The organism is Ulvibacter litoralis (assembly GCF_900102055.1).
Lineage (GTDB): Bacteria > Bacteroidota > Bacteroidia > Flavobacteriales > Flavobacteriaceae > Ulvibacter > Ulvibacter litoralis.
In genome coordinates, this window is the sequence record NZ_FNBA01000005.1 from 16,666 (window position 1) to 42,786 (window position 26,121).

The following is a 26,121-nucleotide window of genomic DNA, read 5'->3' on the forward strand; positions in this document are numbered from 1 at the left end:
TTGTTATGAAAAAACTATTATTTCTATTCGCTGTGTTAACAGCTCCATGTATGTTTGCTCAGCAAGATGCACTTGTATTTTTTGCTGATAAAGAAGATGTTGCGACATCAATTGCAAATCCAATTTCAATACTTACACAAGCAGCTATAGACCGAAAGGCAATGCATAACACACCTATTGATGAGCGTGACGTACCTGTAAACGAAGCCTATATCGCTGCTATTAAAGGTGCTCCAGGGATTACTGTACATGCAAAATCTAAATGGATGAATAGTATTTACGTTAGAGGCTCAGTAACAAATATTGAAAATCTTGTAGATGATTTCGCTTTTGTTAGTTCTGTAGAGTTTATGGATAAGGATCTAAATTTTGGACCTATTACTACATCACCTCCTAATGATAAATTTGCGATTGAAAACCAGTCAAGTAATAATATTATATACAATTACGGTTCTGCTGCCAACCAAACAGAAATGATTGGTACAGACTATTTACATGAAAATGATTTTACAGGTGAAGGTGTTATTGTTGCTGTTTTGGATAACGGATTTCCAGGAGTGATGACAAATCCAGCATATTCACATATTATAAATGAAGGACGCCTTTTAGGAACCTATGATTTTGTAGATAGAGAAGTAGATGTAACAGGAACAGGATCACACGGAATTAATACTTCAAGTGATATCGGAGGTTTGTTAGAAGGATCTGATCCTTTTGTTGGAACAGCACCAAATGCTTCTTTTTATCTTTTTGTTACTGAAGATGGAAATAGTGAGACTCCTCTTGAAGAAGCACTATGGGTTGAAGCTTTAGAGCGCGCAGATAGTTTAGGAGTTCAAGTAGTAAATACGTCATTAAGCTATAGAGAGTTTGATGATTCAAGATACGATCATGATTACAACGATTTAGACGGGCAGACTACAATTGGTGCTCGTGGAGGTAATCACGGATTTGATAAAGGAATGATTTTAGTAAATTCAGCAGGGAATAATGGTAGTGATCCTTTTCCTTATGTTTGGACTCCAGCAGATGCTCCAGGTGTATTTACAATTGGTGCTGTAAATTCAGGAGGGGCTTATGTAAGTTTTAGTGCTATTGGCCCAACTGTTGATGGTCGTATTAAGCCAGATGTTATGGCGCAAGGAAGACAATCGGCAGTAATCACACAAGGAGGAAATGTTTCTACAAGTAGTGGAACTTCTTTTAGTTCACCTATTATAGCGGGTTCTATGGCGAGTTTATGGCAAGCTAGACCAGAAATTCCAAATACACGAGTAATGCAAGTGGTAAGAGAATCGGCTCATTTATACAACAATCCAACCGATCAAATGGGATATGGAATTCCAAACTTTGAAGATGCTTATAATGCATTGGTAAATTTAGGACTTGAAAATGATTTCAGAAAAGAGCAATTTGCACTGTATCCAAATCCGGTAACTACAAATGTTAATGTTTCTTTCCCTGAAGGAGTTTCAGAGGCTACGATGACAGTTTATAATGTAATTGGAAAAGAAGTGCTTAACACAACTATTTCAGCAACAAAGAATTCTGTGGATCTTTCTCAATTAACAAGTGGAATGTACATTGCTTCTATTACATCTAATAATAAAACCAATAGCTTTAAACTTATTAAGCAATAGTGGAGAATAGAATTACCAAACTTTTTAATATCAAATACCCGCTTATTCAAGCGGGTATGATATGGAATAGCGGTTGGCGATTGGCGAGTGCTGTAAGTAATGCCGGAGGATTGGGGTTGCTAGGAGCAGGGTCAATGTACCCAGATGTACTAAGGGAACACATTGTTAAATGTAAAAAGGCAACGTCGAAACCCTTTGGAGTTAACGTTCCTATGTTATATCCTAATATTGAAGAGATTATCAATATCATTATTGAAGAAAAAGTTCCTATTGTAATTACTTCTGCAGGGAACCCTAAAACACATACAGCTCGACTTAAAGAACACGGAATTACAGTTGTTCATGTTGTGAGTAGTGTGAAATTTGCCTTGAAAGCACAAGCGGCTGGAGTGGATGCTGTAGTAGCTGAAGGTTTCGAAGCTGGAGGTCACAACGGACGTGAAGAAACAACAACTTTTACGCTAATTCCAATGGTTAAAGAACAATTAGAGGTTCCTTTAATTGCTGCTGGCGGAATTGCAAACGGAAAGGGAATGTTAGCAGCTATGATTTTAGGTGCTGACGGAGTACAAATAGGAAGTCGTTTTGTAGCTTCGGAAGAATCTTCATCACATCATGCATTTAAACAATTAGTTGTAGATGCTAAAGAAGGTGATACATTGCTTACCTTAAAGGAATTAGCACCTGTTAGAATGTTGAAAAATAAGTTTTTTAACGAATTAATGGAGTTATATGCTACAAATCCTTCCAAAGAGCAACTTATAGAGTTATTAGGACGTGCTAGGGCAAAACGCGGTATGTTTGAAGGCGATTTAGAAGATGGAGAATTAGAAATTGGACAAATTGCTGGGTTGATACATGATATTAAACCTGCAGCACATATTGTAAATGAAATTATAGAAGAGTTTAATAATTTAAAAACGACTGTTATATCGTTGTAAGGTTGTTTTGTCGTTATTTTGAAGCTTTTTATCGAAAATGAAATAAAAATCCTACTAATTAAGTAGGATTTTTAGTACAAAACAATATACTTGTATCTAAATAACAGTATCGTGGATGTACAATTTATTGTTTATTTAATAGCAGTGTGTATAATAGCTCTCTTAGTAGCGGCTATTATACACACTGTTTATAAAATTAAACTTACTCGTTTGTTAGGGAAGAAAAAGCGAAATAAAACATTGTGGTATTCGCTTATAGAAAAAATAGTGAAGCGTAAGCTTCCTAAAGAATAACTCTAACAGAAGGTAAGGTTTCTGTACTACTATAATGCTTTAATCGCTAATTAAAAAGCTACCATATCTTTCTCCATTAAAATACCAAATGCGATCCGATTTTTCATAAATTGAATAAATAAGTGCATCACTTTCAACAGTAACATCTGTATTGGTTTCAGTGTTTTTGTAAATTCCAGGAGGTGTTACCGATATACCAGCCCCTAGACAACATTTTGGAGCGGTTCCATAATTTACTATTTCGAAAGTATCGTATCCCTCTTGAGTTTGGTGAAACGCCATTAATACCACTTCATCTTTTGGATTCAGTAAAAATTGGGCATAATCATTAAAGCCATTTCCATTAAAGTCGCCTTTTATGAACGTGTTTTTATCATAATCAATTTTCTCTTCTATCCCACTGGTAGTATTATAGTTATCGATAAAATCTTGTTGTAGCCACATGCTTTTAGGGATGGGCTTCCAATCTTTCATTTCTGAGTTCATGAAAAGAGTCAACTTACTTTCATCTGGGGTGCTTTCTGAAGTGTCATTTGTAGTTGGAGCATCTTCTCTAATGGTATAGCTCTTTTTCTCGACCTTCTCAGAATTTTTCTCTAAGACCTCTTTTTTTTCCGAAGTAGTGTTGCAAGCTACTATTGCTAAACAGGAAAATAGTAGCAAGAAATAGTTAAAGTGCGTTTTCATAATAGTTGTTTTTAGGTGGTTTTATTGTTTCCACTTAAAGTACTGAATACTATTACTATTGGGGTATGATTTAACGTTTATTTAGAGAAGAAATAAGGTTTCTAAGGGGGTTTTCTTAATAGAATGTTATAGAAAACTTAATATTGGAAATGGTTAAAATTTAGGCATAAAAAAAGCCTATCAACGAAGAAAGGCTTTTGTTCTTTTAAAAAAAGTTAAAGCGTATATTATAAAACTTTTACATTTACTGCGTTCAATCCTTTTTTACCTTCTTGTAGGTCAAATTCTACTTCGTCACCTTCACGAATCTCATCGATTAAACCTGAGATGTGTACGAAATGTTCTTTGTTTGATCCTTCTTCAGTGATAAAACCAAATCCTTTGGTGTCGTTGAAGAATTTTACTGTTCCTTTGTTCATTACTAAATATTAAATAATTATTATAAGTGGCGAAGATAGTATTATATTAGAATATATAGCTCATTAATTCAATTTATTTTAATTTTTTGATTTTTAATGAATTAAGAACAAATTGCATTCAATAGTAATAGACTTCTTTACATTGTAATATTATAATGTACCTTTGCTTGTGTATGGCACTATCTAATAACGATATTTTTAAAAAATTAAGAGTCGCTCATAAACTTCGTGATGAAGATATTGTGAAAATTTGTGAGTTGGCAGACTTTAAAGTTTCAAAAAGTGAACTAGGCGCGTTTTTCAGAAATGAAAATCACCCGAAATATATGGAGTGTGGCGATCAGATTTTACGAAACTTTTTAAACGGTTTGGTAATTCATCTTCGGGGTCCTATGCCTCCTAAGAAGGCGAGTGCGGGACAGAGTTCTGCTCCTAAAAAGCGTATATATCCTAAAAAGGATTAGATTTTTTAATTTTTTCTGAAAGTGATGTCTTTGCAGTTTGAAACCATTCATTCTGTAAGATGCTGAGTATTATACTATCTCTTCTGCCGGTAAGACTTGCGCAATTTTTCCGAAGAATTCCTTCAACAGTACAGCCAATACTTTTCATTGCGGCAATACTGCGTTGGTTTGTTGCATCTGCTCGAAACTCTACACGTTCTACTTTCAATGTTTCAAACGCGAATTGTAGTAGTAAAAATTTACAATTTTTATTGAGTCCGGTTCCATGAAATTCGGACCCATACCAGGTATAGCCTAGCTGAACGGTATTATGATGTGGTTGATAATCGTAAAACCGAGTGCTTCCTGCGTATTTTTGAGTTCTTTTATCAAACACAATAAAAGGGTAGGAGGTTTTGTCTTCTCTCGCTTGGAGCGCAAGCGCAATGTATTTTTTTAAGTTTTCTAATCCGCTAGCTTGTACTAACGAGTACTTCCATAATTGTGGCTCATGGATTGAGAAGCTGGATAAATGTTTAAAATCGGTTGTAGCTAAAGGACGAAGTAGTACGACATCATTTTCTAAAACATAGTCTTTACTAAAATTGAGTATCTCCATAAAATAAACAAATAGAAAGGCTTCCCGAAGGAAGCCTTGATGTTAAAATGTAAGTGCAATCTGATTTTTTAAAATATCATCAAATGTTTCTCTCTTTCTAATAAGATGCGCTTTGTTGTTATGCCATAGAACTTCTGCAGGCCTGTAACGCGAATTGTAATTACTTGCCATCGAAAAACAGTAGGCTCCAGCATTGCTAAAAGATAAAATATCTCCTTCACTAATTTCGGAAATTCTGCGATTATTTGCAAATGTGTCTGTTTCACAGATATAACCTACAACACTGTAAAAACGCTCACGTCCTTCAGGATTTGAAATGTTTGTAATTTCGTGTTGTGACCCGTAAAGCATTGGACGAATTAAGTGGTTAAATCCGCTATCTACTTGTGCAAAAACAGTAGATGTGGTTTGTTTTACCACATTCACTTTTACCAAGAATTTTCCAGATTCACTGACTAAGAATTTTCCAGGTTCGAATGCTAAGGTTAGTTTTTTACCATATTCTTTACAGAACTCATTAAAACGTTTGCTAAGTTTTTCTCCAAATTCTTCAATATTTGTTTCAATATCTCCTTCTTTATAAGGTACTTTAAATCCACTTCCGAAGTCGATAAAGTCTAAGTTGTCGAAATTTTTAGCAGCATCGAATAAAATTTCCGAAGCATATAAAAAGACATCAATATCTAAAATATCACTTCCGGTATGCATATGAATCCCGTTAATGTTCATTTTGGTATTTTCAACAATGCGCTTTAGATGAGGCATTTGGTGAATTGAAATTCCAAATTTACTATCTATATGTCCTACCGAAATATTGGTATTTCCACCTGCCATAACATGCGGATTAATACGAATGCAAACAGGCGTTTTTGGATGTTTTGTTCCAAACTGCTCTAAAATAGAGAGGTTGTCGATATTGATTTGCACACCTAAAGAGGCTGCGCGTTCAATTTCTTCTAAAGAAACTCCGTTGGGAGTGTATATAATTTTTTCAGGAGCAACACCAGCTTCTAGCGCTAACATTACTTCTTGAATTGAAACAGTATCCATTCCGGTTCCTAATGAACTCAAGAGTTTTAAAACAGAAATATTAGATAACGCCTTAACAGCATAATTTATCTTTACCTGTTTCACCTTCTTAAAAGCATCGTTTAAGCGTTTATACTGCGCTTCAATTTTTGAGGCGTCATACACATACACAGGACTTCCATGTTCCTGAACTACTGCTAAAAGGTCTTGATAATTCATTTTTGTTCGAATAAAATGTTTGTATAAAAATTAAGAGGGCTAAAATAAAGTGTACAAAAAGAATAAGTGGTAATAAAAGCTTAAAATTTTAATATTTTTCATTTCTGAATTTTTTCTGAAGAACCTCTTTAAAAAAATTAGTGCAATCCTCTAACATTTGTTATTTTTGCTTTTCTTAAAACGAACAATATTCCATTATGAATTTACACGAATATCAAGGAAAAGAGATTTTAAATAGTTTTGGTGTTGAAATCCAACGCGGTATAGTAGCTACAACTCCAGCTGAAGCAGTAGCGGCAGCTAAAAAGTTAACCGAAGATACTGGCACAGGATGGCACGTATTAAAAGCACAAGTTCATGCAGGAGGCCGCGGAAAAGGTGGTGGTGTAAAACTTGCTAAAAGTATTGAAGAAGTAGAGCAAATTGCTGGTGAAATTATTGGGATGAACCTAGTAACACCGCAAACTAGCGCTGAAGGAAAAAAAGTTCACCAAATATTAGTTGCTGAAGATGTTTACTATCCTGGAGATAGCGAACCTGAAGAATACTATATGAGTGTCCTATTAAATAGAGGTACAGGAAGAAATATGATTATGTATTCTACGGAAGGTGGAATGGATATTGAAACTGTTGCTGAAGAAACTCCACATTTAATTTTTACAGAAGAAATTGATCCAGCTGTTGGATTACTTGGTTTTCAAGCAAGAAGAATTGCATTTAACTTAGGGTTAAGTGGAAAAGCTTTTAAAGAAATGACCAAGTTTGTAAGCTCATTATACAAAGCATATGCAAGTAGCGATTCTTCTTTATTTGAGATTAACCCTGTGTTAAAAACAAGTGATGATCGTATTATAGCAGTAGATGCAAAAGTAAGTATCGACGATAATGCATTATTCCGTCACAAAGATTACTTAGCAATGCGTGACATTCGCGAAGAAAATGCGATTGAAGTGGAAGCAGGAGAAGTTGGTCTTAACTATGTAGATCTTGACGGTAACGTTGGATGTATGGTAAATGGAGCAGGACTTGCAATGGCAACAATGGATTTAATTAAGCAAGCAGGTGGAGAGCCAGCTAACTTTTTAGATGTTGGAGGTACAGCAGATGCAGAACGTGTAGAAATAGCTTTTAAATTAATTTTAAGAGACCCTAACGTAAAAGCAATATTGGTTAATATTTTTGGAGGAATCGTTCGTTGTGATCGTGTAGCGCAAGGAATTGTTGATGCCTACAAAAACATGGGAACTGTAAATGTGCCTATTATCGTACGTTTACAAGGTACCAATGCAGATATCGCAAAAGAATTAATTGATAATAGTGGATTGGATGTACAAAGTGCAATCGAGTTCCAAGAAGCTGCAGATAAAGTACAGAAAGTACTAGCATAGTATTTCGTACATAATTAAAAAAAAAGCCTTTAACCTTTGTGGTTAAGGGCTTTTTTTGTTTTTAATTTATTTTGACTTTGTTAATATATTGTTAAATAAGTCATTTTCAGTAACATTCGTTCAAAAAAGGAGGTCTATTAAGTACATCAATCAATTAAAACGAATCATTATGAAAAAATTAAGTGTACTGCTAATGGCTATTATGCTATTCGCAGGAAGCGGCTTGTCTTTGGCGGCAGTTTCCGTAGAAAAAGAGAAAAAAACAGTAAGTCAAGAAATAACATACTTGCTTAGGAGTCCGAAAATCGATTTAAAGGAAGACAGTAAGGCGAATGTTACTTTCACCATTAACGACAACCATGAAGTTGTTGTATTGCTCGTGGAAACCGACAATGTATTAATTGAATCTTTTATTAAAAGTCGGTTAAATTATTACAAGTTGCAAAATAAACTTGTTCCCGGAAAGGAGTATATGCTCCCTGTGCTTGTAAAAGCAGAATAACCAAATTAAATTTTGAAGAAATCTCGGACTAATCTCCCGAGATTTTTTTTTGAAATCTTTTTCTTTTTTAAAATTTCAAACTTTTAATTAGTATTGTACTATGGAAAAAGAACACAGTTACGCTATGGTTAGCGACTTTATTTTATTAGCGCACGCGGATGCTAAAATAACTCCTTCAGAATATGATTTCATTTTACAATTAGCAGAACGAATGGATGTGAGTAAGGTGGAAGTTGATTTACTGTTTGAAAATCCTAAGCCTTCAAAACTTTTGTTTACTGAGATTGAACGAATTTCACATTTTTATAAATTGGTGCTACTAATGAACGTAGATTTAGAAACACATCAAGATGAAGTGGTGGCAATTCGAAATTTTGGAATAAAAATGGGCATTCGTCCAGGTGTTTTTGATCAGATATTAGTGCGTATGCATCAATTTGAAAATAAAATAATTCCAAGTGAAGAATTAATCAAGATTTTTCAAACCTATTATAATTAACATTCTTTTTTGATTTTTTTAAAATCTAATACCTAACTTTAGAAAAGCTATTTAATTTTTAAAATGCATATTGTTTGTTTTCAGTCAATTATTGACTTTTTTAACCAATAATCTGTAGGTAGCGTTTCAAAATAGATGTTGGAAATTTTTACAATTGCATTTTCGTTTAAGTGTATTTAATTACCGATTAAACACCCAAAATGAGGTGAAATTTAATGAATTCTTGAGGAGTTAATTCATAAATTTTATTGAATTTTGTAAGTGTAAAACGATTACAATTTAAAGGATTAATATATATAAAATATCCCCGTATTTTAAGTACTTCATTTTTTATTGTCTATAAATCTAATTAGTATAATCCCCAATTAGTATAGATAATACTAGAAGAGAATGGTTGAGAAATTTCATAATTGGAATTTAATTTGGTTAGTTAGTTGAAAATGGTCACATATTACTCAATCGGTATGTGGCCTTTTTTTTTGCGCTAATCTCTTCTCCTTCTTCTTCCACCAGTACTTCTTCCAGCACTTCTTTCGTTGCTATCTCTTCTGTTCGTAGTTTTTTCGCTCTCTGGGTTTTTAAGGGCTGCCGGTGTATTGTTAGATTGTGAAACTGCTTGTTTTAAACCGTCTAATTCTTCCGTAGTAAGATCACGCCATTCGCCAACAGGAAGGTCTCCTAATTCGACATTCATAATTCGAATTCGTTTTAGCTCCACAACATCATATTCGAAATAGTCACACATTCTACGAATTTGACGATTTAATCCTTGTACGAGTATAATTCTAAACACAAAGCGACTGATGCGTTCTACTTTACATTTTTTTGTAGTAACCTCCAATTCGTGTAACGGGACACCATTACTCATTTTATGAATAAAATCGTCTGTTACAGGACGGTCAACTTTTACAATGTATTCTTTTTCGTGGCTATTTCCAGCACGTAATATTTTGTTTACAATATCTCCGTCATTCGTCATTAATAAAAGTCCTTCACTAGGCTTGTCTAATCTCCCAACATGAAAAATCCGTTCTTTATGACCTATGAAATCAACCACGTTTCCTTCAATGCGCTGATCGGTGGTGCAAGTAATCCCTACGGGCTTGTTTAAGGCGATATAAACAAGATTGTCATTACTGGTTATTAACTCGCCGTCCACCTTAATAACATCGCCTGGCATGGCTCTGTCGCCCAAGGTTTTTACTTCTCCATTAATCGTTACCCTTCCTTGTTCAATAAGGGTGTCTGCTTGCCTTCTGGAGCAATAACCGCTATCGCTGATAGCTTTGTTTAATCGTGTAGAATCAGGATGATTTGCCATAGACTGTAAAGATACTATATGGTAGGTAGAATAAAAAAGGTTAAACTTCCTTTAAAAGGAACAATCTCCTTTTTATGATTTAGTATTTTTAGTTTATTAAACTCAATTATGGCATTACTAGGTTCAATTATTAAGCGAGCAATCGATTTACGTGATTCAATAGTTTCTGAAACATCTCCTGTCGAAGCTCAAAAAGAGGTGTTGAAACAGATGTTGGATACTGCTAAGGATACTTCCTTCGGAAAGTACTACGGATTTAAATATATTTTAGAAGCTGAGAATGTACAAAAAGCTTTTTCTGAAGCCATTCCTTTCCATGATTATACCAAAATGAAAGTAGACTGGTGGGACCGTGTCATTGACGGAATGGAAGACATTACTTGGCCCGGAAAACCATCGTATTTTGCATTGAGTAGCGGTACAACCGGCAAAACAAGTAAACGAATTCCAGTAACAGACGATATGATTAACGCTATTCGCACTTCTGGAATAAAACAAGTAGGTGCCTTGTCTAATTTTGATCTTCCTCCCAATTTTTTTGAAAAAGAAATTATGATGTTGGGAAGCTCTACCGATCTCAATGAACGCGGAGAGTTTTTAGAAGGAGAAATCAGCGGAATTACCGCTAGTAATATTCCATTTTGGTTTCAAGGCTATTACAAGCCGGGAGTAGAAATTTCGAGGATTGACGATTGGGATGAACGAGTACAAACCATTGCAGAGCGTGCTAAAGAATGGGATATTGGTGCGTTAAGTGGTATTCCGTCATGGATGGAGTTGATGATGAAGAAAGTAATCGAATTCCATAAAGTTGATACCATTCACGATGTTTGGCCCAATCTGCAGGTATATACTAGTGGCGGTGTGGCGTTTCAGCCCTATGAGAAAAGTTTTAAGCAAATTCTATCGAAACCTATTACGGTAATCGATACTTATTTGGCTTCAGAAGGATTTCTAGCGTTTCAGCAACGTCCGGACACAACCTCAATGAAATTGGTAACCGATAACGGAATTTATTTCGAGTTCGTTCCTTTCAAACCAGACTACATTTTGGAAGATGGTTCAATTCACCAAGACGCCGAAGTTTTAACGCTTTCCGAAGTAAAAGAAAATATCGATTATGTGTTGATCATTTCGACGGTTTCTGGAGCTTGGCGCTATCTCATTGGGGATACTATTGCTTTTACAGATGTGGAGAAAGCAGAAATTATCATCACAGGACGCACCAAATTTTTTCTAAATGTAGTTGGCTCGCAGTTGTCGGTGAATAAAATGGACAGTGCTTTGCGAGAATTAGAACAACAGTTTGATATCGAGATTCCGGAGTTTACGGTAGCTGCTGTCGAAATTGACAATGAATTTTACCATTGTTGGTATCTTGGTACAGAAGCAAGTATTGACAACGAAAAACTTTCCGAAGCCTTAGACAACGCATTAAAAGAGGCAAATAAAAACTATAAAGTTGCGAGAAGTAAAGCATTAAAAGGGGTGAAGGTTACCGCTGTTGCTCCAAGTGTTTTTTATGAATGGAATGCTGCAAATAAAAAGAAGGGTGGACAGGTTAAAATGGAACGTGTGATGAAAGCCGAGAAATTTGAAGAGTGGGAAACGTTTGTAAAATCACTCTAGTTTACTTTCCAATTTTCCTTCTTCAATAAGATGCATCACTTCTTCGGGTGACATATACAGTTTCCGAAGGCGATTTTTATATTTTTCTGAAATATTGGCGTGTTCTAAAATAAAATTTTTGGTTTGTAGGATGTAATCTCCCATTCCGTGGGCTATGGCGTAAACGTCAGCGGCATGTTCTACTTCCTGAATATGATTCTTTGAATACAGGTATTTTATACCGAAAATTAGCATGCCCATGTTTGTCCGGTCCCTATAGTCCATAATATGTCCTAACTCGTGTCCTATCCAACCTACAAGAATGTTACTAGGAATATCATCTATACTGAAAGATTCTGTGTCAATCTGAATTTTTCTACTAATAAGAATGATGTAACTTCTCTTCTTTTTTCCTTTAAAAAAACTCGTCCATTTGGGTTGTGCCTGCATGGTCGATTTTTTGATTTCATCTTTAAATTTGAAGGTAATCTCGGTATCGTTTAGCTCTGGATAATATGACAATGCATTTATGGCTTCCGTCTTAATGCTTTCAGGAATAATTTTATTGTCGATATTAATGTCTTCTTGTGCTATCATATAAAAAGGAAAGTACAAAAATGCAAGAAGACGAGCTGTTAACGTCATTGTAAAGTTTGGTTTTAAGTTTGAAAAACACTGTTATTTCGCCACTTCTTCCAGTTGTTTCTGAAAGCTTTTAATCTTGTCTCGAAGTTTGGCAGCCATCATAAAATCTAATTCTTTTGCCGATTTCTCCATGGCCTTACGAGTGTCTCTAATTTTCTTTTCTAATTGCGCTTTGGTTAAGTATTCTGTATCGGATTCCGCAGCAAGACTTTCTGCATTTTCAAAAGTATAAGCTTCTTGTTTGGATTTAGTCAGCGCATTGTCAAACGACTTTTTAATTGCCGTAGGAGTGATGTTGTTTGCTTTATTATATGCAATTTGTTTCTCTCTACGGTATTCAGTAGCATCTATCGTTGCCTGCATGCTTTTAGTAATTTTGTCGGCATACATAATTGCTTTTCCGTTTAGGTTTCTTGCGGCACGACCCACGGTTTGCGTCAAAGATCTCGCGCTACGTAAAAAACCTTCTTTGTCAGCATCCAGAATCGCAACCAATGAAACTTCAGGTAAATCAAGTCCCTCTCTTAAAAGGTTAACACCCACTAATACATCAAACAATCCAAGACGTAAATCTTGCATAATTTCTACACGTTCCAAAGTGTCCACATCACTATGTATGTATCTACATCGAATAGAAATGCGCTCTAAGTACTTGGTCAGTTCTTCTGCCATCCTTTTGGTTAAAGTGGTCACCAAAATACGTTCGTCTTTTTCAATACGAAGATGAATTTCTTCAATTAAATCATCAATCTGATTTAAACTAGGGCGTATTTCAATCGGCGGATCTAACAATCCAGTGGGTCTAATAATTTGTTCAACATAGACACCGCCGGTTTTTTCTAATTCGTAATCGGCAGGCGTTGCACTTACAAAGATTACTTGATTTTGAAGCGCTTCAAATTCTTCGAACTTTAACGGACGATTGTCCATTGCGGCGGGCAATCGAAAGCCATATTCTACCAAATTTTCTTTTCTCGAACGGTCACCACCATACATGGCGCCCACTTGTGGTATTGATACGTGGCTTTCATCCACAATCATTAAGTAATCTTCTGGAAAAAAGTCTAATAAGCAGAACGGTCTTGTTCCAGGTAAACGTTGGTCTAAGTAGCGCGAATAGTTTTCAATTCCGCTACAATACCCTAACTCGCGAATCATTTCCAAATCGAAGTTGGTGCGTTCATCTAGGCGTTTTGCTTCCAAGTGCTTGCCAATTTCTTTGAAGTAATCAACTTGCTTTACGAGGTCGTCTTGAATGTTTTTAATAGCGCCTTGTAGTACGTCTGGAGAAGTAACAAACATGTTGGCAGGATAAATATTCAAACGATCGTATTTTTCAATCACATCGTTTGTTTTTGGGTCAAAAACTTCAATTTCTTCAATTTCATCTCCAAAAAAGTGAATTCTGAATGCGTTGTCTGCATATCCTGGGAAAACATCTACCGTATCTCCTTTTATTCTGAAACTTCCGTGGCCAAATTCAGCTTCCGTTCTAGAATACAGACTTTGTACAAGACGGTGAAGCAACTTGGTTCGTGAAATTACTTGTCCGTTCTCAAGACTGATGACGTTTTTCTGAAACTCTGCAGGATTTCCAATTCCGTAGAGACAAGAAACTGAAGACACCACTATTACATCGCGTCTTCCCGAAAGTAGGGAAGAAGTAGTGCTGAGTCGCATTACTTCAATTTCTTCATTAATCGATAAATCTTTTTCTATGTACGTTCCGCTGCTCGGAATAAAAGCTTCCGGTTGGTAGTAATCATAATACGATACAAAATACTCTACTGCATTTTCAGGAAACAGGTTTTTAAACTCTGTGTACAGCTGTGCGGCAAGTGTTTTATTGTGTGCTAAAACTAGTGTAGGTTTCTGAACCTCTTGAATGACGTTCGCGACACTAAATGTTTTTCCACTTCCGGTAACACCTAAAAGTGTTTGGTATTTTTCTTGCGAATTTATACCAGCGACTAACGATTTAATCGCGGCAGGTTGATCTCCGGTTGGGGAAAATTCAGAAACAATTTTAAACTTCATAGCTACTTTCTAGGACTAGCAAAAATACAGAAAATTGCTGAGGTTCTGGGGGAAAGGAACTACCGAATGTCTCGTAAAGTTTAGTTAAAAGTGTAGAAAAATTTAGCGCCTAGAGTAAAATTAAGTCCTGTAAAAGTCCCTTCTCTGCGGTATAATCCATCTAAAAATTCAAACTCATCATCATAATAGTCAGCAATGCGTTCGTCAATTAAATTTGTATAGGCAATATCTCGAACACGTACTCCTAATCCAACATAGACATTCATTCCAACATAATCACCAAAGGGTAAAAAAGCACCGTATTTTAAGTTAAACCCTTGTTTTTGACGTTCCATATGGGCACTTTCAAAATATACAGTAATTTCTCTGTCTTCGTTTATGTAGTTGTCGTATTCAATGTCTTCATTGTGGTTGATGTAGTATAGTTCTCCAGAAATGTAATGATTCACTTTTCTGGTAGGATTAAAAATGTGATATACTTCTACACGACCTTCTATTAATTCATAATTCTTAGTGTCTTCGTAATAGTATAATTTTAACGAGATATCTTCATTTCCATATCCAATATCGGCACCAATTCTCCATTTTTCGTTGATAGACTGGATGTACCCAAAACGATATCTAGGAGTAAAAATGTTAATGGGTGTAGTGATGTCGAAGGTGACGTAACTGTTTTTCGCGTTTGGAAAACCTTCACTTTTTTCTTCTTGAGCGAATAATGTTGTTGAAACTAGTACTAAAAGAATATAGCATAATTTTTTCATAGATGTAGCTCTAAATTTGGGTGTGGCGCAGGATATTATTTAATTACTTGAAAAGAAATGGTTTTCTTTTTGTATTCGATGTGTATTTCTTCGGCTACTTTATTGTCTATAAATTTTATTTCATCGTCTGAAATATCGAAACTCATTGTGGTAATCCATCGATTGGAGACATTAGAGTAATCCGATTCAATTTCTTCGTCGTCAGAAGTTAGAATAAGTTCTGAAGCACCGCCAAGAAAATGCATTTTACATTTCTTTTTTGTTTTAATATTGAATTTACTCAGGATGGTTAGATTTAAAAATTGAAATCCACCAAGTTCTTGGTATTCAATCCAGATTTGACCGTTTTCTGAAGCCGCTATTTTTTCACCTTCCACCGAGTTGATAATCTCCTCAGTAAAGGAATCGACGTGTGAGCGCTCTGAAGCTTTTACATTTCCAAATCCTGCTAAAATCTTATCGATGCCTTTCCTTATTTTCATAGTATCAGAATTTAAAAATGAATCAATCTGTTTTTTCAAATAAAAGAATAAAAATGAACCTGACAAAATTTAAAATGAGTCACTTTCCGAAGAACTTATTAAAATAAAATCTACTCTTAAATAGTTTAAAAATAGAGTGTTAGTTGTTTTTTAACCTAACTTTTATTAATTTGAAGCATTGTTCAGATATGAAAAATCTAAAAACGATACTTATGAAAACGAGAATTTTAATTTTATTGGTAGTAGTTGGATTTTTATTTACAAGTTGTGACAGTGAAGATGATGCTCCTTCGGTTCAAAACGATGAGCTTTCAGGTGTTTGGCATTTTAAATCCTTACAAGGAGGTTTTGCAGGGGTTGATTTTGATTTCAATGAAAATCAAGTTACTTGGGATTTCAATTCCGAACGAAATACACTTAGCGTTGTCAATAACCTAGTACCTACGGATCCGCAACATATGTATTATCCTTATGAAAATAACGTATATAATTATTCTGTACTCGAATTGAATGGTGCAAAATATTTAGTTGTATTTGGAATGGCAGGGGTTCATGATAATGATGAATTAGGAAAATATGAGATTACTCAAGATGGAAATCTATATATAGATACAAATGAGTACTCAAGTGGAGGAGCTATAGATGGGTTTATGTATACATTTACTAGATAAAAATAAACTTAGTTATTAAAAGCCTTTTTAATTCTACTTAGATCGCGTTTACTATCGCGGTCTTTAATTGATTCCCGTTTGTCATAATCTTTTTTACCCTTACAGAGTGCAATTTGGATTTTTGCAATCCCTTTGTCGTTGGTGTACAATACTAAAGGAATTATGGTAAGTCCCGAGTTTTTCACTTCCTTTTCCAATTTTTTTAATTCACTTCTGTTGAGCAATAACTTGCGTTCACTCTTTGGGTTGTGATTAAAATAAGTTGCGTGTGAATACTCTTGAACGGTCATATTAATAACAAAAAGTTCACTGTTATGGAACTCACAAAAACTTTCAGCAATAGAGGCTTTTCCTTCTCTAATAGCTTTAATTTCTGTTCCAGCTAATACAATTCCCGCCTGATACGTATCTAATATTTCGTATTCGAAGCGAGCCTTTCGGTTTTTAATTTTTACGTTTTTCTGAATTGCCATAGTTACAAAAGTAGGGTAAAATTAATCGACCGTAAATATTTGTACGTTTTTATCATCACCAGTAACAGTAACCATAAAGAGCATTCCATTTTCATTATCGTCAATGTCTGGATACTTGTCCTCGCCAATAATTTTATTTACAAACTGAGGCGTCGTATTGCTATGTCCAACAACCAACACATTATGTCCTTTCGTTAAGGCTTTAAAGTCTTCGTTATATAAATCGGAAGGATCATACGATTCTATCATCACGTTTTTTTGTGAAGCAGTGTATGCCGCTGTTTGCATGGTACGACTGTAATCGGTAGCAAAAATTTGATCGATAGCGATATTTTCAAAATACTGTGCCCATTTCATAGCGCGTTCTAATCCAACTTCAGAAAGTTTCGGATTATTATTTGCTGGATCGCTACGGTCTTTTTCGGCGTGACGAATTAAATAATAGGTAGTAGTAACCTCTTTAATTTCAGCGTTATTTTTTTTCTTTTCTACGGAATTATTACAGGAAAAAAACAGGCTTGAAAGCAATACTAGAATAAATACGTTTCTCATTGTCTAAAAATTAAAGTGTTAAAATTACAAATTCTGAAAACCAAATAGGTATCTCATACGTAAATGTTAGTGTAAATATTTGTTAGCTTAATTAATGTTGAGGTTAATTAGCTTACTACCGCATACATTACTATGCAAAAGAAGCGTCCCTCCCAAGATGTATTTCGGGAGGGATTTCTTTTAGTTTCTTTTTCTGAAGGATCCAATACGTTCTTCAAATATCGTTTGTTCCACGGGCTTAACCACCGATTTAAAAAGGTCTGTAAAGTAATCAGAGTGCGTGTCGCGCTTTTTGTTCATGAAATTAAAATAGACCAAATCGCTCCACATTACCGCTTTTACTTCAGATTTGTCTTCTGTAAGCATTCTGAATTCTACTCTTAATTCAGATTCGGTAAAGTGAACCAATTGCGATTGTACCACTACATTTTCCATTAAAAAAGCAGGTTTTATATAAGCGATTTGATTACTTGCTACCACCCAGCTTTTCCCTTCGGTCTTCGCCATTTTATAAATGTCAAGACCGTATTTTTCAACTACTTGGTCTTCACGTGCATTGATTAAATAGTTAATATATGCGGCGTTGTTTAAATGGTTAAAAGGATCGCAATCTTGAAATCTAACTTTTATCGTACTCTCTAAAATTGAGGGTAAATCACTCATAGTTTTTATTTTTTTTATTTTTTTTATTTCTGAAAATTCTATTGTGTGCTGCAAAAATCGGGATAAATATTTAATTATACCGTTTTACTCAGAAGTTGTTGTGCGTGATATTACAAAACAAAATTCTTTTGAAGAAACTTACTTTGTTACGGTTGCTTCCGAAGAAGGTGCCGCAACAAAATCAATTGTAATTCAGTAGAAAAACAAAAACCGCCTGCAATCTTTCGATATACAGGCGGTTTACTAACTAACCAACCAATTATGAAACGAGTTTTTAAGGAACTCTAACCGTTAGTTTTCTACCAAATCACCTTCATTTCTAAATACCAACGTATCGTCGAAACTGTCTAGTAAAATGATACTGTCTGTGGTAACCTTTCCTGAAAGTATCTCTTTCGAAAGATTGTTTAAGACATCTTTTTGAATCACTCTTTTTACTGGACGCGCTCCAAATTGCGGGTCGTATCCTTTTTTCGCTAGGTAAGCTATTGCTTCGTCTGTCGCGTCGAGTGTAATGTTTTGTTTCGCCAACATTTTTGTAACTCCTTTTAACTGAAGACCTACAATTTTAGTAATGTCATCTTTTGTTAATGGCGTGAACATTACAATATCATCAATACGATTTAAAAACTCTGGACGTACCGTTTGTTTTAGCAATCCTAGTACTTCAACTTTTGCACCTTCCATTGCTGTTTCAGGGTCTTTAATCGATTCAAATTTTTGCTGAATAATGTCGCTTCCCATATTACTAGTCATAATAATAATGGTATTTTTAAAATCAGCCAGGCGCCCTTTGTTATCTGTTAATCGTCCTTCATCTAACACTTGTAATAAAATATTAAAGGTGTCTGGATGCGCTTTTTCAATTTCATCTAACAATACTACTGAATACGGTCTACGTCGCACAGCTTCTGTAAGTTGTCCGCCTTCATCATATCCTACGTATCCTGGAGGGGCTCCCACCAATCTACTCACACTATGACGTTCTTGGTATTCGCTCATATCAATTCGCGTCATTGCATTTTCATCGTCGAACAAGTAGGAGGCAAGTGCTTTTGCCAATTCGGTTTTACCCACACCTGTAGTTCCTAAAAATAAGAACGAACCAACCGGTTTTTTCTCATCTTGTAAACCAGCTCTACTTCTTCTAATAGCATCACTTACGGCAACAATCGCTTCTTCTTGTCCAACCACACGTTTGTGTAGTTCATCTTCAAGACGAAGTAATTTTTCACGATCACTTTGCAACATTTTTGTTACAGGAATTCCTGTCCATTTTGCCACAACTTCGGCGATGTCTTCATTCGTAACTTCCTCTTTAATCATGGAAGAACCCTCTTCAGTTTCGGCAAGCTTTGTTTCCAATTTGGAAAGCGCTTCTTGTGCATCTTTAATCTTTCCGTAGCGCAACTCTGCCACACGACCAAAATCTCCTTCACGCTCTGCACGTTCTGCCTCTACTTTGTAATCTTCAATTTCCTGCTTGATAGATTGAACTGCATCTACCACTTCTTTTTCGCTTTTCCACTTTGCGTTCAGTTCGTTGCGTTCTTCCTTCAAATTGGCTAAATCGGAACGAAGTGATTTTAATTTCGTTTCGTCTTTCTCACGTTTAATCGCTTCGATTTCAATTTCGAGTTGCATGATTTTACGATCGAGTACATCCAATTCTTCAGGCTTGCTGTTAATTTCCATTCGTATTTTTGAAGCAGCCTCATCCATCAAATCGATAGCCTTATCTGGTAAAAAACGATTGGTAATATAACGTTGTGATAATTCCACAGCCGCAATAATCGCCTCATCTTTGATACGTACCTTGTGGTGTGCTTCATACTTTTCTTTAATTCCTCGAAGAATAGAAATTGCACTTTCAGTATCAGGTTCGTTCACAATTACTTTCTGAAAACGACGCTCTAAGGCTTTGTCTTTTTCAAAGTATTTTTGGTACTCGTCAAGTGTTGTTGCTCCAATAGCTCTCAGTTCTCCACGCGCCAAAGCAGGTTTTAAAATGTTTGCAGCATCCATGGCTCCTTCGCCACCTCCAGCACCTACAAGGGTGTGAATCTCGTCAATGAAGAGTACAATATCACCGTCGCTAGAAGTTACTTCTTTGATAACAGCTTTTAAGCGTTCCTCGAATTCACCTTTAAATTTGGCACCTGCAATCAATGCTCCCATGTCTAAAGAGTATACCACTTTCGATTTTAAGTTTTCAGGGACATCTCCATCTACAATACGATGCGCCAATCCTTCTGCGATCGCAGTTTTACCTGTTCCAGGCTCTCCTACTAGCATCGGATTGTTTTTGGTACGACGTGATAAGATTTGAAGAATACGACGTATTTCTTCATCACGACCAATAACAGGGTCTAATTTCCCATTTTTGGCTAATTCATTTAGATTTCGCGCGTATTTGTTTAATGAATTGTAAGTTTCTTCTGCACTTTGTGAAGTTACAGATTCGCCTTTACGCAATTCTGAAATAGCGGCTTTCAACCCTTTTTCAGTAACACCTTGATCTTTTAGAGTTTGTGCAATACTGCTTTTTGAAGCAAAAATAGCCAGTAATAAATGCTCGATAGAAACGTATTCGTCGTTCATCTTTTTGGCGATAATGCTAGCTTCATTTACTGTTTTTCCAGCTTCACGAGAAAGCATAATATCTCCTCCCGAAACTTTAGGGAAACTGTCTAATTGTTTATCGAGGATTTGCTTCAGCATTTCCAAGTTTACATTCAATTTTTTAAGAAGGAATGGGGTCACATTTTCATCAACTTCGAAAATAGCTTTTAAAATATGCTCGTTTTCAATTTGTTGATTTTCTAAGCTTTGAGCAAGCTGCTGTGCTCGCTGTATCGCTTCTTGCGATTTAATTGTATAGTTGTTAAAATTCATATTCTTTGTTTTTTATAATGAAAGGTTCAGGCTTTATTGCGTCTAAAGTTTCCGATACCTTTTAATGTTGTGTTTGATATTTAAAGTCAAAGTATAGCTTTCAAAAGATGCGCCACAGTTGTTTTCGGACATAATGACGTGTTATTGTGTGATTTCGCAAGACAATTTGACGGTTGAAGCTTTCTTCGGAAAGATATATTCTTCCGAAGAACTTAAAGGGATTGTGTAACTTTGTAAAAAAATAGCGTATGAGTTTGTTTGGTTTATTTGGGTCTAAAAATCCTTCCGAAGAGAAAGAAGAAAAGAATATTCCTTGGCGTCGATTGGTGTCTATGGAGCAGCTGAAAGAGATTATTGAAGTGTCTAAGGGCAAGCCTGTAGCGATTTTTAAACATTCTACACGTTGCGGAATTAGCCGTATGGTAATCAAACAATTTGAGAGTGAATACGATTTAACCGACGAACAATTACAATTGTATTACCTCGATTTACTTTCGTTTCGTGATATTTCTAGCGAAGTTGGAATTACATTTCAAGTGCTGCATGAGAGTCCGCAATTACTTGTCATTAAAAATGGCGTTTCTGTATATCACGCTTCCCATAGTGCAATTAACGCACGCAAGCTTGCCGAATTTGTATAATGCTATTATAGAAGTTTAAGCGCTTCTTTTCTACTTAGCGGATTTAACTTTGTGGTATTTACAACGTTTAGTACCCATTCTGGATTTGTCCGACTGTACTCTCTAAGCATCCAACCAATGGCTTTGTTAATGAAGAACTCGTTAGAATCAAGCAAGGCATGTATACTTAGTAATAGTAACGCTGTGTCAATTTCTTCTTTGTGTTTAAGCTGAAAGATAACCGCCGATCGTTGCAACCAAATGTTGTTTGAAGCAAGCCATTTTTCGACATAAAACTGGCGTTTTTCGGGAAATTTTTTGAAGTAGTTTCCGATTAGTTTCGTCGCAATAAAATCGACTGTATCCCACCACGATTTGTGGGTGACCATAAACTCAAAAAGTGCGATGTCTTCTTTTGCTAGTTGTTTGGTGTATTTAAAGGCAAGTTCTTGGGCAAAATAATGAAACTCTCGTTGGGGTTTGTTCCAAAGGGCTTTGATAATTACTTCAGCTTCCGACTTAGCGGGAAGGAACTCTTTTACTAAAAATGGTTTTTGTAGTTCTCTTCTAATAGGCGTTTTCAATCCAAAATGCTCAAATTGATTCCGTAGATATGCTTTTTGTTGTGACGCAATGTTAGTGTCGACGTTACTTATAAATTCAATTTCCAACGCTTCAATAAAAGTCATTCGCTTAAAGATTTACTATCTTATGGTGTGTTGCTTCAAAATATCTTTTAAGCGTATTTTAATGTCTTCGCCTGCATCAAAAACCATTTGTTCATTGCTAGGGAATGGAACGTACCGATTGTTAAGTAATAAAAGATCGTTGTCTGTTAAGGCTCTCTTGTCTCCACGATAGGAGGCATAATCATTTTCAAAAATAAATTCACTTGACAACGGATAGCTGTTTAAGTCTCTTCTGCTTTCAAGATCTCTATAACTTACATCGCCAGAAACGAGTACAGATTTTGTTTGTTCGGTAATTGTAACAACAGCAGTAGCAGTTTCGTAAGTGTCTATTTTTATAGGGTTTCCGTCTTCGTCGTTAATGATTTCACCTGCGCGATTGCGTTTGTATTTCGAGCCTGTTTTAATCTCTTGTGTTCTTGTGAAGTCTCTTGTGGCAACTCGTTCAGGAGCAATAGCAATGTTTCTGAAATTAAGTGCGATTCCAAGATTATACGGTACGTCTTGTTGACGTTCGCTGTGATACTGCGTCCAAAAATCGTCTAATCCATAGGTGTTGAAGTCAAGCAATTCACGCTCTAAACGAAACGGAATTAATTGTCCGCTGCGATTATTTAATGTTACAAAAACGAAATCAGTTCCGTAAAAATGAGCATCTTCTTTTAAAGTAGGAACGTCTCTGTAGTTGGATTGTAACTCGTCAATTTCGCAATAAATATTATAAGCAGTTCGGTAGTCGTCTATCGTTTGCCTATTCATATAGGCGGAAGCTTCTTCGTATAAATAAGCAAGAAAATCTTTTTTAGCGGTTACGATTGCGTTGTTGTAATCGACTAATTTGAAGGAGGCATTTCGATTTAATGACTGACTATAAAGTGGTAATAACGGACGAATAAGTTCTTGTCGGTTATTCAAATCGTTGTATAAGTAGTAACGTTCGCGTATGGTCGCAGGATTGTCTTCTTTCTTCAGAAAAGCAATTTTTCGAGTGTCTGCTTCGACTGCTTTTTTGAAGGCCTCTTCTAGTAACGCAATGTGTGCGTCATTTTTTTCTGAAGCTTTGTCTTTCTGAAGCTTTTTTACAGCCAATGAAATAGATTGGTCGTAATTTCCTTTGGCTAGAAATTTCTGATTTCTCTTTACGCTATTACAACTACTGAGTAATAGCGTAAAAAGAAGTAGTAATAAGGGTGCTCTCATACAGAAACATATTTGGTTATGCGGCTGTAAGATACAATTGTGGTGCCAAATCTACAATGGTAAAGCAGGAAGTACTTTTCCGCTACATTCCCCAAAGCCGATTCTTAACCCGTCTTTTTCACAATGTGCATTCATAATAACAGTATCGTTGTCATTAATGAATTTACGTTCGCTACCGTCTTTAAGTTTGATTGGGTTTTGACCCCTCCATGTTAATTCAAGCATCGAACCGTATTGGTCTTTGGTAGGTCCGGAAATAGTTCCGCTACCCATCATATCTCCAGAACGCACATTACATCCGTTTACGGTATGGTGTGCAAATTGTTGCGCCATTGACCAATACATGTATTTGAAATTGGACGTTGCAACTACTGTTTCTTCACCGTTTTCTGGCTGAATGGCAACTTGCATTTTTATATCGAAATTCTTTTTTCCTTCCTGTTTTAAATAGGGAAGGGGAGCAGGATCTTGTTTTGGTCCTTCTACTCTAAATGCTTCAAGTGCATCTAACGTTACAATCCAAGGTGAAATAGTTGAAGCAAAGTTTTTTCCTAAGAATGGCCCAAGAGGAACATATTCCCACGCTTGAATGTCACGTGCGCTCCAATCGTTAAACAATACCAATCCGAAGATATAATCTTTAGCATCTTTTACTGAAATTCGTTTTCCTAAGTGATTCGCATCGGTTGTAATAAACGCCATTTCCAATTCAAAATCTAATAATTTTGAAGGTCCAAATCCTGGAACACCATCGTCTCCTGGTTTGGTTTGTCCGATAGGTCTTCTAATTGGAGTCCCAGATGGAACAATAGAAGAACTTCTTCCGTGGTAACCAATAGGAATACGAAGCCAGTTTGGAAGCAATGCATTTTCAGGATCTCTAAATAAAGAACCTACATTGGTAGCGTGCTCTTTACTTGCGTAAAAGTCGGTGTAATCACCTACTTCGACAGGCATTTGCATTTCAATTTCATCTAATCTAAACAAAATTTTGCTTTTATGTTCGGCATTATCTCTAAGTGCAGGGTTGTCTTTTAAGAAAATGTCCGAAATTCTATTTCGAACCAAACGCCATGTTTTTTGACCGTCACTTATAAAGTCGTTTAATGAGTCTTGTAAAAAGATATCGTCTGTTAATTCGATACCTTCAAAATATCCTAATTGGTGTAATGCTCCTAAATCGATAGCAGTGTCTCCAATTCGTGTTCCGATGGTAATAATGTCATCTCGGGTTAAAAAAACTCCAAACGGAATGTTTTGTATAGGGAAATCCGTAGTAGCTGAAGTCTCAATCCAAGTTTGTCTATTCGGTTCATTAGCTGTTAGCGGCATGATATATTTTTTTAAGTGTTTGTAAAATCTGTATCAAATATATAATTTTCGTAATAGTAACCGAATGCTTTTACTATTTTTGGCATTATTTAACTTTTATTGAAATATGATAGCACGCGACGAACAAATTTTTGAATTAATAGAGGCCGAAAAACAACGACAATTAAATGGACTAGAGCTGATTGCTTCTGAAAACTTTGTAAGTGATCAGGTAATGGAAGCTGCAGGATCTGTTTTAACCAATAAATATGCGGAAGGATACCCAGGAAAAAGGTATTACGGAGGCTGCGAAGTGGTAGATGAAGTAGAACAAATTGCGATTGATAGGGCAAAAGCATTGTTTGGTGCTGAATATGCAAACGTACAACCGCATAGTGGTTCTCAAGCGAATACAGCTGTATTTGCGGCTTGTTTGAAGCCTGGCGACACCTTTTTAGGGTTTGATTTGTCTCATGGCGGACACCTTACACACGGGTCTCCTGTGAACTTCTCAGGGAAACTGTACAATCCCGTATTTTATGGTGTAGAAGAAGCTACTGGAATGCTAGACTACGATAAAATTGAAGAAATAGCACTTCGTGAAAAACCTAAAATGATTCTTGCAGGTGCTTCAGCCTATTCTAGAGAATTAGATTACAAGCGTTTTAGAGAGATTGCAGATAAAGTAGGAGCCATCCTTTTTGCAGATATCGCGCATCCCGCAGGATTAATCGCGAAAGGAATTATTAGCGATCCTATTCCGCATTGTCATATAGTAAGTACAACAACCCATAAAACGCTTCGCGGACCTCGTGGAGGAATGATTTTAATGGGGAAAGATTTTGACAATCCATTTGGTATAAAATTAAAAAACGGAAACCTTCGTAAAATGTCTTCTTTATTAGACAGCGGAATTTTCCCTGGAAATCAAGGTGGACCGTTAGAACATATTATTGCAGCGAAAGCGATTGCTTTTGGGGAAGCACTTACCGATGAATTCTTACATTATATGATTCAGGTGAAAAAGAACGCTGCTGTTATGGCAGAGGCTTTTGTTGAAAAAGGATATCATATTATTTCAGGAGGAACCGACAATCACATGATGCTTATCGATCTTAGAAATAAAAATTTAAGTGGAAAACAAGCTGAAGAAGCTTTAGGAAAAGCTGAAATCACAGTAAACAAAAACATGGTTCCGTTTGACGATAAATCTCCATTTGTAACGAGCGGAATTAGAATTGGAACTGCTGCAGTTACTACTCGTGGTTTAAAAGAAAGCGATATGCCTAAAATTGTAGATTTAATTGATGCTGCAATTACAAACTTTGAAGACGACGCGAAACTAGAAGCTATCTCAGGTCAAGTTCACGATATGATGTCTGGCTTACCTTTGTTTCAGATGTAATACATTTCTGGTCGAGCGCAGGCGAGACTTTCAAAAAAACCTTCAGCTATAAACTGAAGGTTTTTTTGTTTGTGCATTCTTTTGGTTTTATTCAAAAGAGAAAAT

General features: G+C 35.8%; 26 protein-coding genes. 10 read left to right on the top strand and 16 right to left on the bottom strand.

The features are described 5' to 3' along the window. Window positions 1-5: 5 nt before the first annotated feature. Complete coding sequence (locus BLQ00_RS13810) at window positions 6-1,640, top strand: S8 family peptidase (protein WP_093145082.1); 1,635 nt, start codon at window positions 6-8, stop codon at window positions 1,638-1,640. Continuing rightward, window positions 1,640-2,581 (top strand): NAD(P)H-dependent flavin oxidoreductase, encoded by a 942-nt coding sequence (locus tag BLQ00_RS13815; protein WP_093144907.1) that lies wholly within the window; start codon window positions 1,640-1,642, stop codon window positions 2,579-2,581. The genes BLQ00_RS13810 and BLQ00_RS13815 overlap by 1 nt, the downstream gene beginning before the upstream one ends. A gap of 333 nt (window positions 2,582-2,914) precedes the next feature. Here the strand turns inward: BLQ00_RS13815 and BLQ00_RS13825 are convergent, their stop codons facing one another. After that, entirely contained in the window at window positions 2,915-3,562 is a 648-nt protein-coding gene (locus tag BLQ00_RS13825) for a hypothetical protein (protein ID WP_093144909.1), read from the bottom strand. Window positions 3,563-3,789: 227 nt separating this feature from the next. Beyond that, window positions 3,790-3,981, bottom strand: coding sequence for a cold-shock protein (locus tag BLQ00_RS13830; protein ID WP_093144910.1), 192 nt, complete (start codon window positions 3,979-3,981; stop codon window positions 3,790-3,792). Window positions 3,982-4,154: 173 nt separating this feature from the next. Here BLQ00_RS13830 and BLQ00_RS13835 point away from each other — a divergent pair, with 173 nt between their 5' ends. After that, window positions 4,155-4,445 (top strand): DUF1456 family protein, encoded by a 291-nt coding sequence (locus BLQ00_RS13835; protein ID WP_093144911.1) that lies wholly within the window; start codon window positions 4,155-4,157, stop codon window positions 4,443-4,445. Here the strand turns inward: BLQ00_RS13835 and BLQ00_RS13840 are convergent. Continuing rightward, window positions 4,432-5,043 (bottom strand): GNAT family N-acetyltransferase, encoded by a 612-nt coding sequence (locus BLQ00_RS13840; protein WP_093144912.1) that lies wholly within the window; start codon window positions 5,041-5,043, stop codon window positions 4,432-4,434. The two genes, BLQ00_RS13835 and BLQ00_RS13840, sit on opposite strands and share 14 nt — an antisense overlap. Before the next feature lie 42 nt (window positions 5,044-5,085). After that, complete coding sequence (gene lysA, locus BLQ00_RS13845; protein ID WP_093144913.1) at window positions 5,086-6,291, bottom strand: diaminopimelate decarboxylase; 1,206 nt, start codon at window positions 6,289-6,291, stop codon at window positions 5,086-5,088. A gap of 197 nt (window positions 6,292-6,488) precedes the next feature. Here lysA and sucC point away from each other — a divergent pair, with 197 nt between their 5' ends. The 3 genes from sucC to BLQ00_RS13860 all read left to right on the top strand — a co-directional run bounded on the left by sucC (window position 6,489) and on the right by BLQ00_RS13860 (window position 8,680). Beyond that, window positions 6,489-7,679 carry an ADP-forming succinate--CoA ligase subunit beta gene (sucC, locus tag BLQ00_RS13850; protein WP_093144914.1) on the top strand — a complete coding sequence of 397 codons (1,191 nt, stop codon included), beginning with the start codon at window positions 6,489-6,491 and terminating at the stop codon, window positions 7,677-7,679. 169 nt (window positions 7,680-7,848) lie between these two features. Then, on the top strand, window positions 7,849-8,181 hold the full coding sequence (locus BLQ00_RS13855) for a hypothetical protein (RefSeq protein WP_093144915.1): 333 nt from the start codon (window positions 7,849-7,851) through the stop codon (window positions 8,179-8,181). A gap of 100 nt (window positions 8,182-8,281) precedes the next feature. After that, complete coding sequence (locus tag BLQ00_RS13860) at window positions 8,282-8,680, top strand: hypothetical protein (RefSeq protein ID WP_093144916.1); 399 nt, start codon at window positions 8,282-8,284, stop codon at window positions 8,678-8,680. Window positions 8,681-9,164: 484 nt separating this feature from the next. On the opposite strand, the gene rluF is transcribed toward BLQ00_RS13860, so the two are convergent. Further along, window positions 9,165-10,001: a 23S rRNA pseudouridine(2604) synthase RluF gene (rluF, locus tag BLQ00_RS13865; protein ID WP_093144917.1), complete on the bottom strand. Its 837-nt coding sequence runs from the start codon at window positions 9,999-10,001 to the stop codon at window positions 9,165-9,167. A gap of 108 nt (window positions 10,002-10,109) precedes the next feature. On the opposite strand from rluF, the gene BLQ00_RS13870 reads away from it, so the two are divergent. Continuing rightward, on the top strand, window positions 10,110-11,630 hold the full coding sequence (locus BLQ00_RS13870; RefSeq protein ID WP_093144918.1) for a GH3 family acyl-acid amido synthetase: 1,521 nt from the start codon (window positions 10,110-10,112) through the stop codon (window positions 11,628-11,630). On the opposite strand, the gene BLQ00_RS13875 is transcribed toward BLQ00_RS13870, so the two are convergent. The 4 genes from BLQ00_RS13875 to BLQ00_RS13890 all read right to left on the bottom strand — a co-directional run bounded on the left by BLQ00_RS13875 (window position 11,622) and on the right by BLQ00_RS13890 (window position 15,537). Further along, a complete protein-coding gene (locus tag BLQ00_RS13875; protein ID WP_308425302.1) occupies window positions 11,622-12,254 on the bottom strand; it encodes a hypothetical protein in 633 nt (210 codons plus the stop codon). The two genes, BLQ00_RS13870 and BLQ00_RS13875, sit on opposite strands and share 9 nt — an antisense overlap. 33 nt (window positions 12,255-12,287) lie before the next feature. Next, window positions 12,288-14,291, bottom strand: a complete 2,004-nt coding sequence (gene uvrB / locus BLQ00_RS13880; protein ID WP_093144919.1) for an excinuclease ABC subunit UvrB — start codon at window positions 14,289-14,291, stop codon at window positions 12,288-12,290. A gap of 80 nt (window positions 14,292-14,371) precedes the next feature. Beyond that, the gene (locus BLQ00_RS13885) at window positions 14,372-15,055 is read right to left on the bottom strand and encodes a hypothetical protein (RefSeq protein WP_093144920.1); all 684 of its coding nucleotides are present in this window, start codon (window positions 15,053-15,055) and stop codon (window positions 14,372-14,374) included. A 35-nt stretch (window positions 15,056-15,090) separates the two neighbouring features. Next, window positions 15,091-15,537 carry a hypothetical protein gene (locus BLQ00_RS13890; protein ID WP_139149422.1) on the bottom strand — a complete coding sequence of 149 codons (447 nt, stop codon included), beginning with the start codon at window positions 15,535-15,537 and terminating at the stop codon, window positions 15,091-15,093. Window positions 15,538-15,749: 212 nt separating this feature from the next. Between BLQ00_RS13890 and BLQ00_RS13895 the strand changes: the two genes are divergently transcribed. Then, entirely contained in the window at window positions 15,750-16,208 is a 459-nt protein-coding gene (locus tag BLQ00_RS13895) for a hypothetical protein (RefSeq protein WP_139149423.1), read from the top strand. An 8-nt stretch (window positions 16,209-16,216) separates the two neighbouring features. On the opposite strand, the gene smpB is transcribed toward BLQ00_RS13895, so the two are convergent. The 4 genes from smpB to clpB all read right to left on the bottom strand — a co-directional run bounded on the left by smpB (window position 16,217) and on the right by clpB (window position 20,791). Next, entirely contained in the window at window positions 16,217-16,681 is a 465-nt protein-coding gene (smpB, locus tag BLQ00_RS13900; protein ID WP_093144923.1) for an SsrA-binding protein SmpB, read from the bottom strand. A gap of 21 nt (window positions 16,682-16,702) precedes the next feature. Then, window positions 16,703-17,233, bottom strand: a complete 531-nt coding sequence (locus BLQ00_RS13905) for a SixA phosphatase family protein (RefSeq protein WP_093144924.1) — start codon at window positions 17,231-17,233, stop codon at window positions 16,703-16,705. Window positions 17,234-17,413: 180 nt separating this feature from the next. Further along, window positions 17,414-17,896, bottom strand: coding sequence for an acyl-CoA thioesterase (locus tag BLQ00_RS13910; protein ID WP_093144925.1), 483 nt, complete (start codon window positions 17,894-17,896; stop codon window positions 17,414-17,416). Between the two features lie 291 nt (window positions 17,897-18,187). Next, window positions 18,188-20,791 (bottom strand): ATP-dependent chaperone ClpB, encoded by a 2,604-nt coding sequence (clpB, locus tag BLQ00_RS13915; protein ID WP_093144926.1) that lies wholly within the window; start codon window positions 20,789-20,791, stop codon window positions 18,188-18,190. Window positions 20,792-21,039: 248 nt separating this feature from the next. Here clpB and ytxJ point away from each other — a divergent pair, with 248 nt between their 5' ends. After that, window positions 21,040-21,432, top strand: coding sequence for a bacillithiol system redox-active protein YtxJ (gene ytxJ, locus BLQ00_RS13920; RefSeq protein ID WP_093144927.1), 393 nt, complete (start codon window positions 21,040-21,042; stop codon window positions 21,430-21,432). Between the two features lie 5 nt (window positions 21,433-21,437). Here the strand turns inward: ytxJ and BLQ00_RS13925 are convergent, their stop codons facing one another. Genes BLQ00_RS13925 through fahA form a run of 3 tightly spaced genes read right to left on the bottom strand, consistent with a single transcriptional unit; the run spans window position 21,438 to window position 24,632 of the window. Then, window positions 21,438-22,100: a DNA alkylation repair protein gene (locus BLQ00_RS13925; RefSeq protein ID WP_093144928.1), complete on the bottom strand. Its 663-nt coding sequence runs from the start codon at window positions 22,098-22,100 to the stop codon at window positions 21,438-21,440. Between the two features lie 15 nt (window positions 22,101-22,115). Beyond that, window positions 22,116-23,300: a hypothetical protein gene (locus tag BLQ00_RS13930; protein ID WP_093144929.1), complete on the bottom strand. Its 1,185-nt coding sequence runs from the start codon at window positions 23,298-23,300 to the stop codon at window positions 22,116-22,118. A 51-nt stretch (window positions 23,301-23,351) separates the two neighbouring features. After that, window positions 23,352-24,632: a fumarylacetoacetase gene (gene fahA, locus BLQ00_RS13935; RefSeq protein ID WP_093144930.1), complete on the bottom strand. Its 1,281-nt coding sequence runs from the start codon at window positions 24,630-24,632 to the stop codon at window positions 23,352-23,354. Between the two features lie 109 nt (window positions 24,633-24,741). Here fahA and glyA point away from each other — a divergent pair, with 109 nt between their 5' ends. Next, window positions 24,742-26,016 (top strand): serine hydroxymethyltransferase, encoded by a 1,275-nt coding sequence (gene glyA / locus BLQ00_RS13940; RefSeq protein ID WP_093145084.1) that lies wholly within the window; start codon window positions 24,742-24,744, stop codon window positions 26,014-26,016. The last annotated feature ends 105 nt before the right edge of the window (window positions 26,017-26,121 follow it).

Bases quoted from the DNA above. Each gene is read 5' to 3' on its own strand.
- BLQ00_RS13835 (WP_093144911.1), top strand. From the start codon at position 4,155: ATGGCACTATCTAATAACGATATTTTTAAAAAATTAAGAGTCGCTCAT.
- fahA (WP_093144930.1), bottom strand. From the start codon at position 24,632: ATGCCGCTAACAGCTAATGAACCGAATAGACAAACTTGGATTGAGACT.
- clpB (WP_093144926.1), bottom strand. From the start codon at position 20,791: ATGAATTTTAACAACTATACAATTAAATCGCAAGAAGCGATACAGCGA.
- lysA (WP_093144913.1), bottom strand. From the start codon at position 6,291: ATGAATTATCAAGACCTTTTAGCAGTAGTTCAGGAACATGGAAGTCCT.
- smpB (WP_093144923.1), bottom strand. From the start codon at position 16,681: ATGGCAATTCAGAAAAACGTAAAAATTAAAAACCGAAAGGCTCGCTTC.
- BLQ00_RS13885 (WP_093144920.1), bottom strand. From the start codon at position 15,055: ATGAAAAAATTATGCTATATTCTTTTAGTACTAGTTTCAACAACATTA.
- BLQ00_RS13860 (WP_093144916.1), top strand. From the start codon at position 8,282: ATGGAAAAAGAACACAGTTACGCTATGGTTAGCGACTTTATTTTATTA.
- BLQ00_RS13830 (WP_093144910.1), bottom strand. From the start codon at position 3,981: ATGAACAAAGGAACAGTAAAATTCTTCAACGACACCAAAGGATTTGGT.
- BLQ00_RS13810 (WP_093145082.1), top strand. From the start codon at position 6: ATGAAAAAACTATTATTTCTATTCGCTGTGTTAACAGCTCCATGTATG.
- sucC (WP_093144914.1), top strand. From the start codon at position 6,489: ATGAATTTACACGAATATCAAGGAAAAGAGATTTTAAATAGTTTTGGT.
- BLQ00_RS13930 (WP_093144929.1), bottom strand. From the start codon at position 23,300: ATGAGAGCACCCTTATTACTACTTCTTTTTACGCTATTACTCAGTAGT.
- BLQ00_RS13825 (WP_093144909.1), bottom strand. From the start codon at position 3,562: ATGAAAACGCACTTTAACTATTTCTTGCTACTATTTTCCTGTTTAGCA.
- BLQ00_RS13875 (WP_308425302.1), bottom strand. From the start codon at position 12,254: ATGACGTTAACAGCTCGTCTTCTTGCATTTTTGTACTTTCCTTTTTAT.
- BLQ00_RS13890 (WP_139149422.1), bottom strand. From the start codon at position 15,537: ATGAAAATAAGGAAAGGCATCGATAAGATTTTAGCAGGATTTGGAAAT.
- uvrB (WP_093144919.1), bottom strand. From the start codon at position 14,291: ATGAAGTTTAAAATTGTTTCTGAATTTTCCCCAACCGGAGATCAACCT.
- BLQ00_RS13910 (WP_093144925.1), bottom strand. From the start codon at position 17,896: ATGAGTGATTTACCCTCAATTTTAGAGAGTACGATAAAAGTTAGATTT.
- BLQ00_RS13870 (WP_093144918.1), top strand. From the start codon at position 10,110: ATGGCATTACTAGGTTCAATTATTAAGCGAGCAATCGATTTACGTGAT.
- BLQ00_RS13925 (WP_093144928.1), bottom strand. From the start codon at position 22,100: ATGACTTTTATTGAAGCGTTGGAAATTGAATTTATAAGTAACGTCGAC.
- BLQ00_RS13895 (WP_139149423.1), top strand. From the start codon at position 15,750: ATGAAAACGAGAATTTTAATTTTATTGGTAGTAGTTGGATTTTTATTT.
- rluF (WP_093144917.1), bottom strand. From the start codon at position 10,001: ATGGCAAATCATCCTGATTCTACACGATTAAACAAAGCTATCAGCGAT.
- BLQ00_RS13855 (WP_093144915.1), top strand. From the start codon at position 7,849: ATGAAAAAATTAAGTGTACTGCTAATGGCTATTATGCTATTCGCAGGA.
- BLQ00_RS13905 (WP_093144924.1), bottom strand. From the start codon at position 17,233: ATGAGAAACGTATTTATTCTAGTATTGCTTTCAAGCCTGTTTTTTTCC.
- BLQ00_RS13840 (WP_093144912.1), bottom strand. From the start codon at position 5,043: ATGGAGATACTCAATTTTAGTAAAGACTATGTTTTAGAAAATGATGTC.
- ytxJ (WP_093144927.1), top strand. From the start codon at position 21,040: ATGAGTTTGTTTGGTTTATTTGGGTCTAAAAATCCTTCCGAAGAGAAA.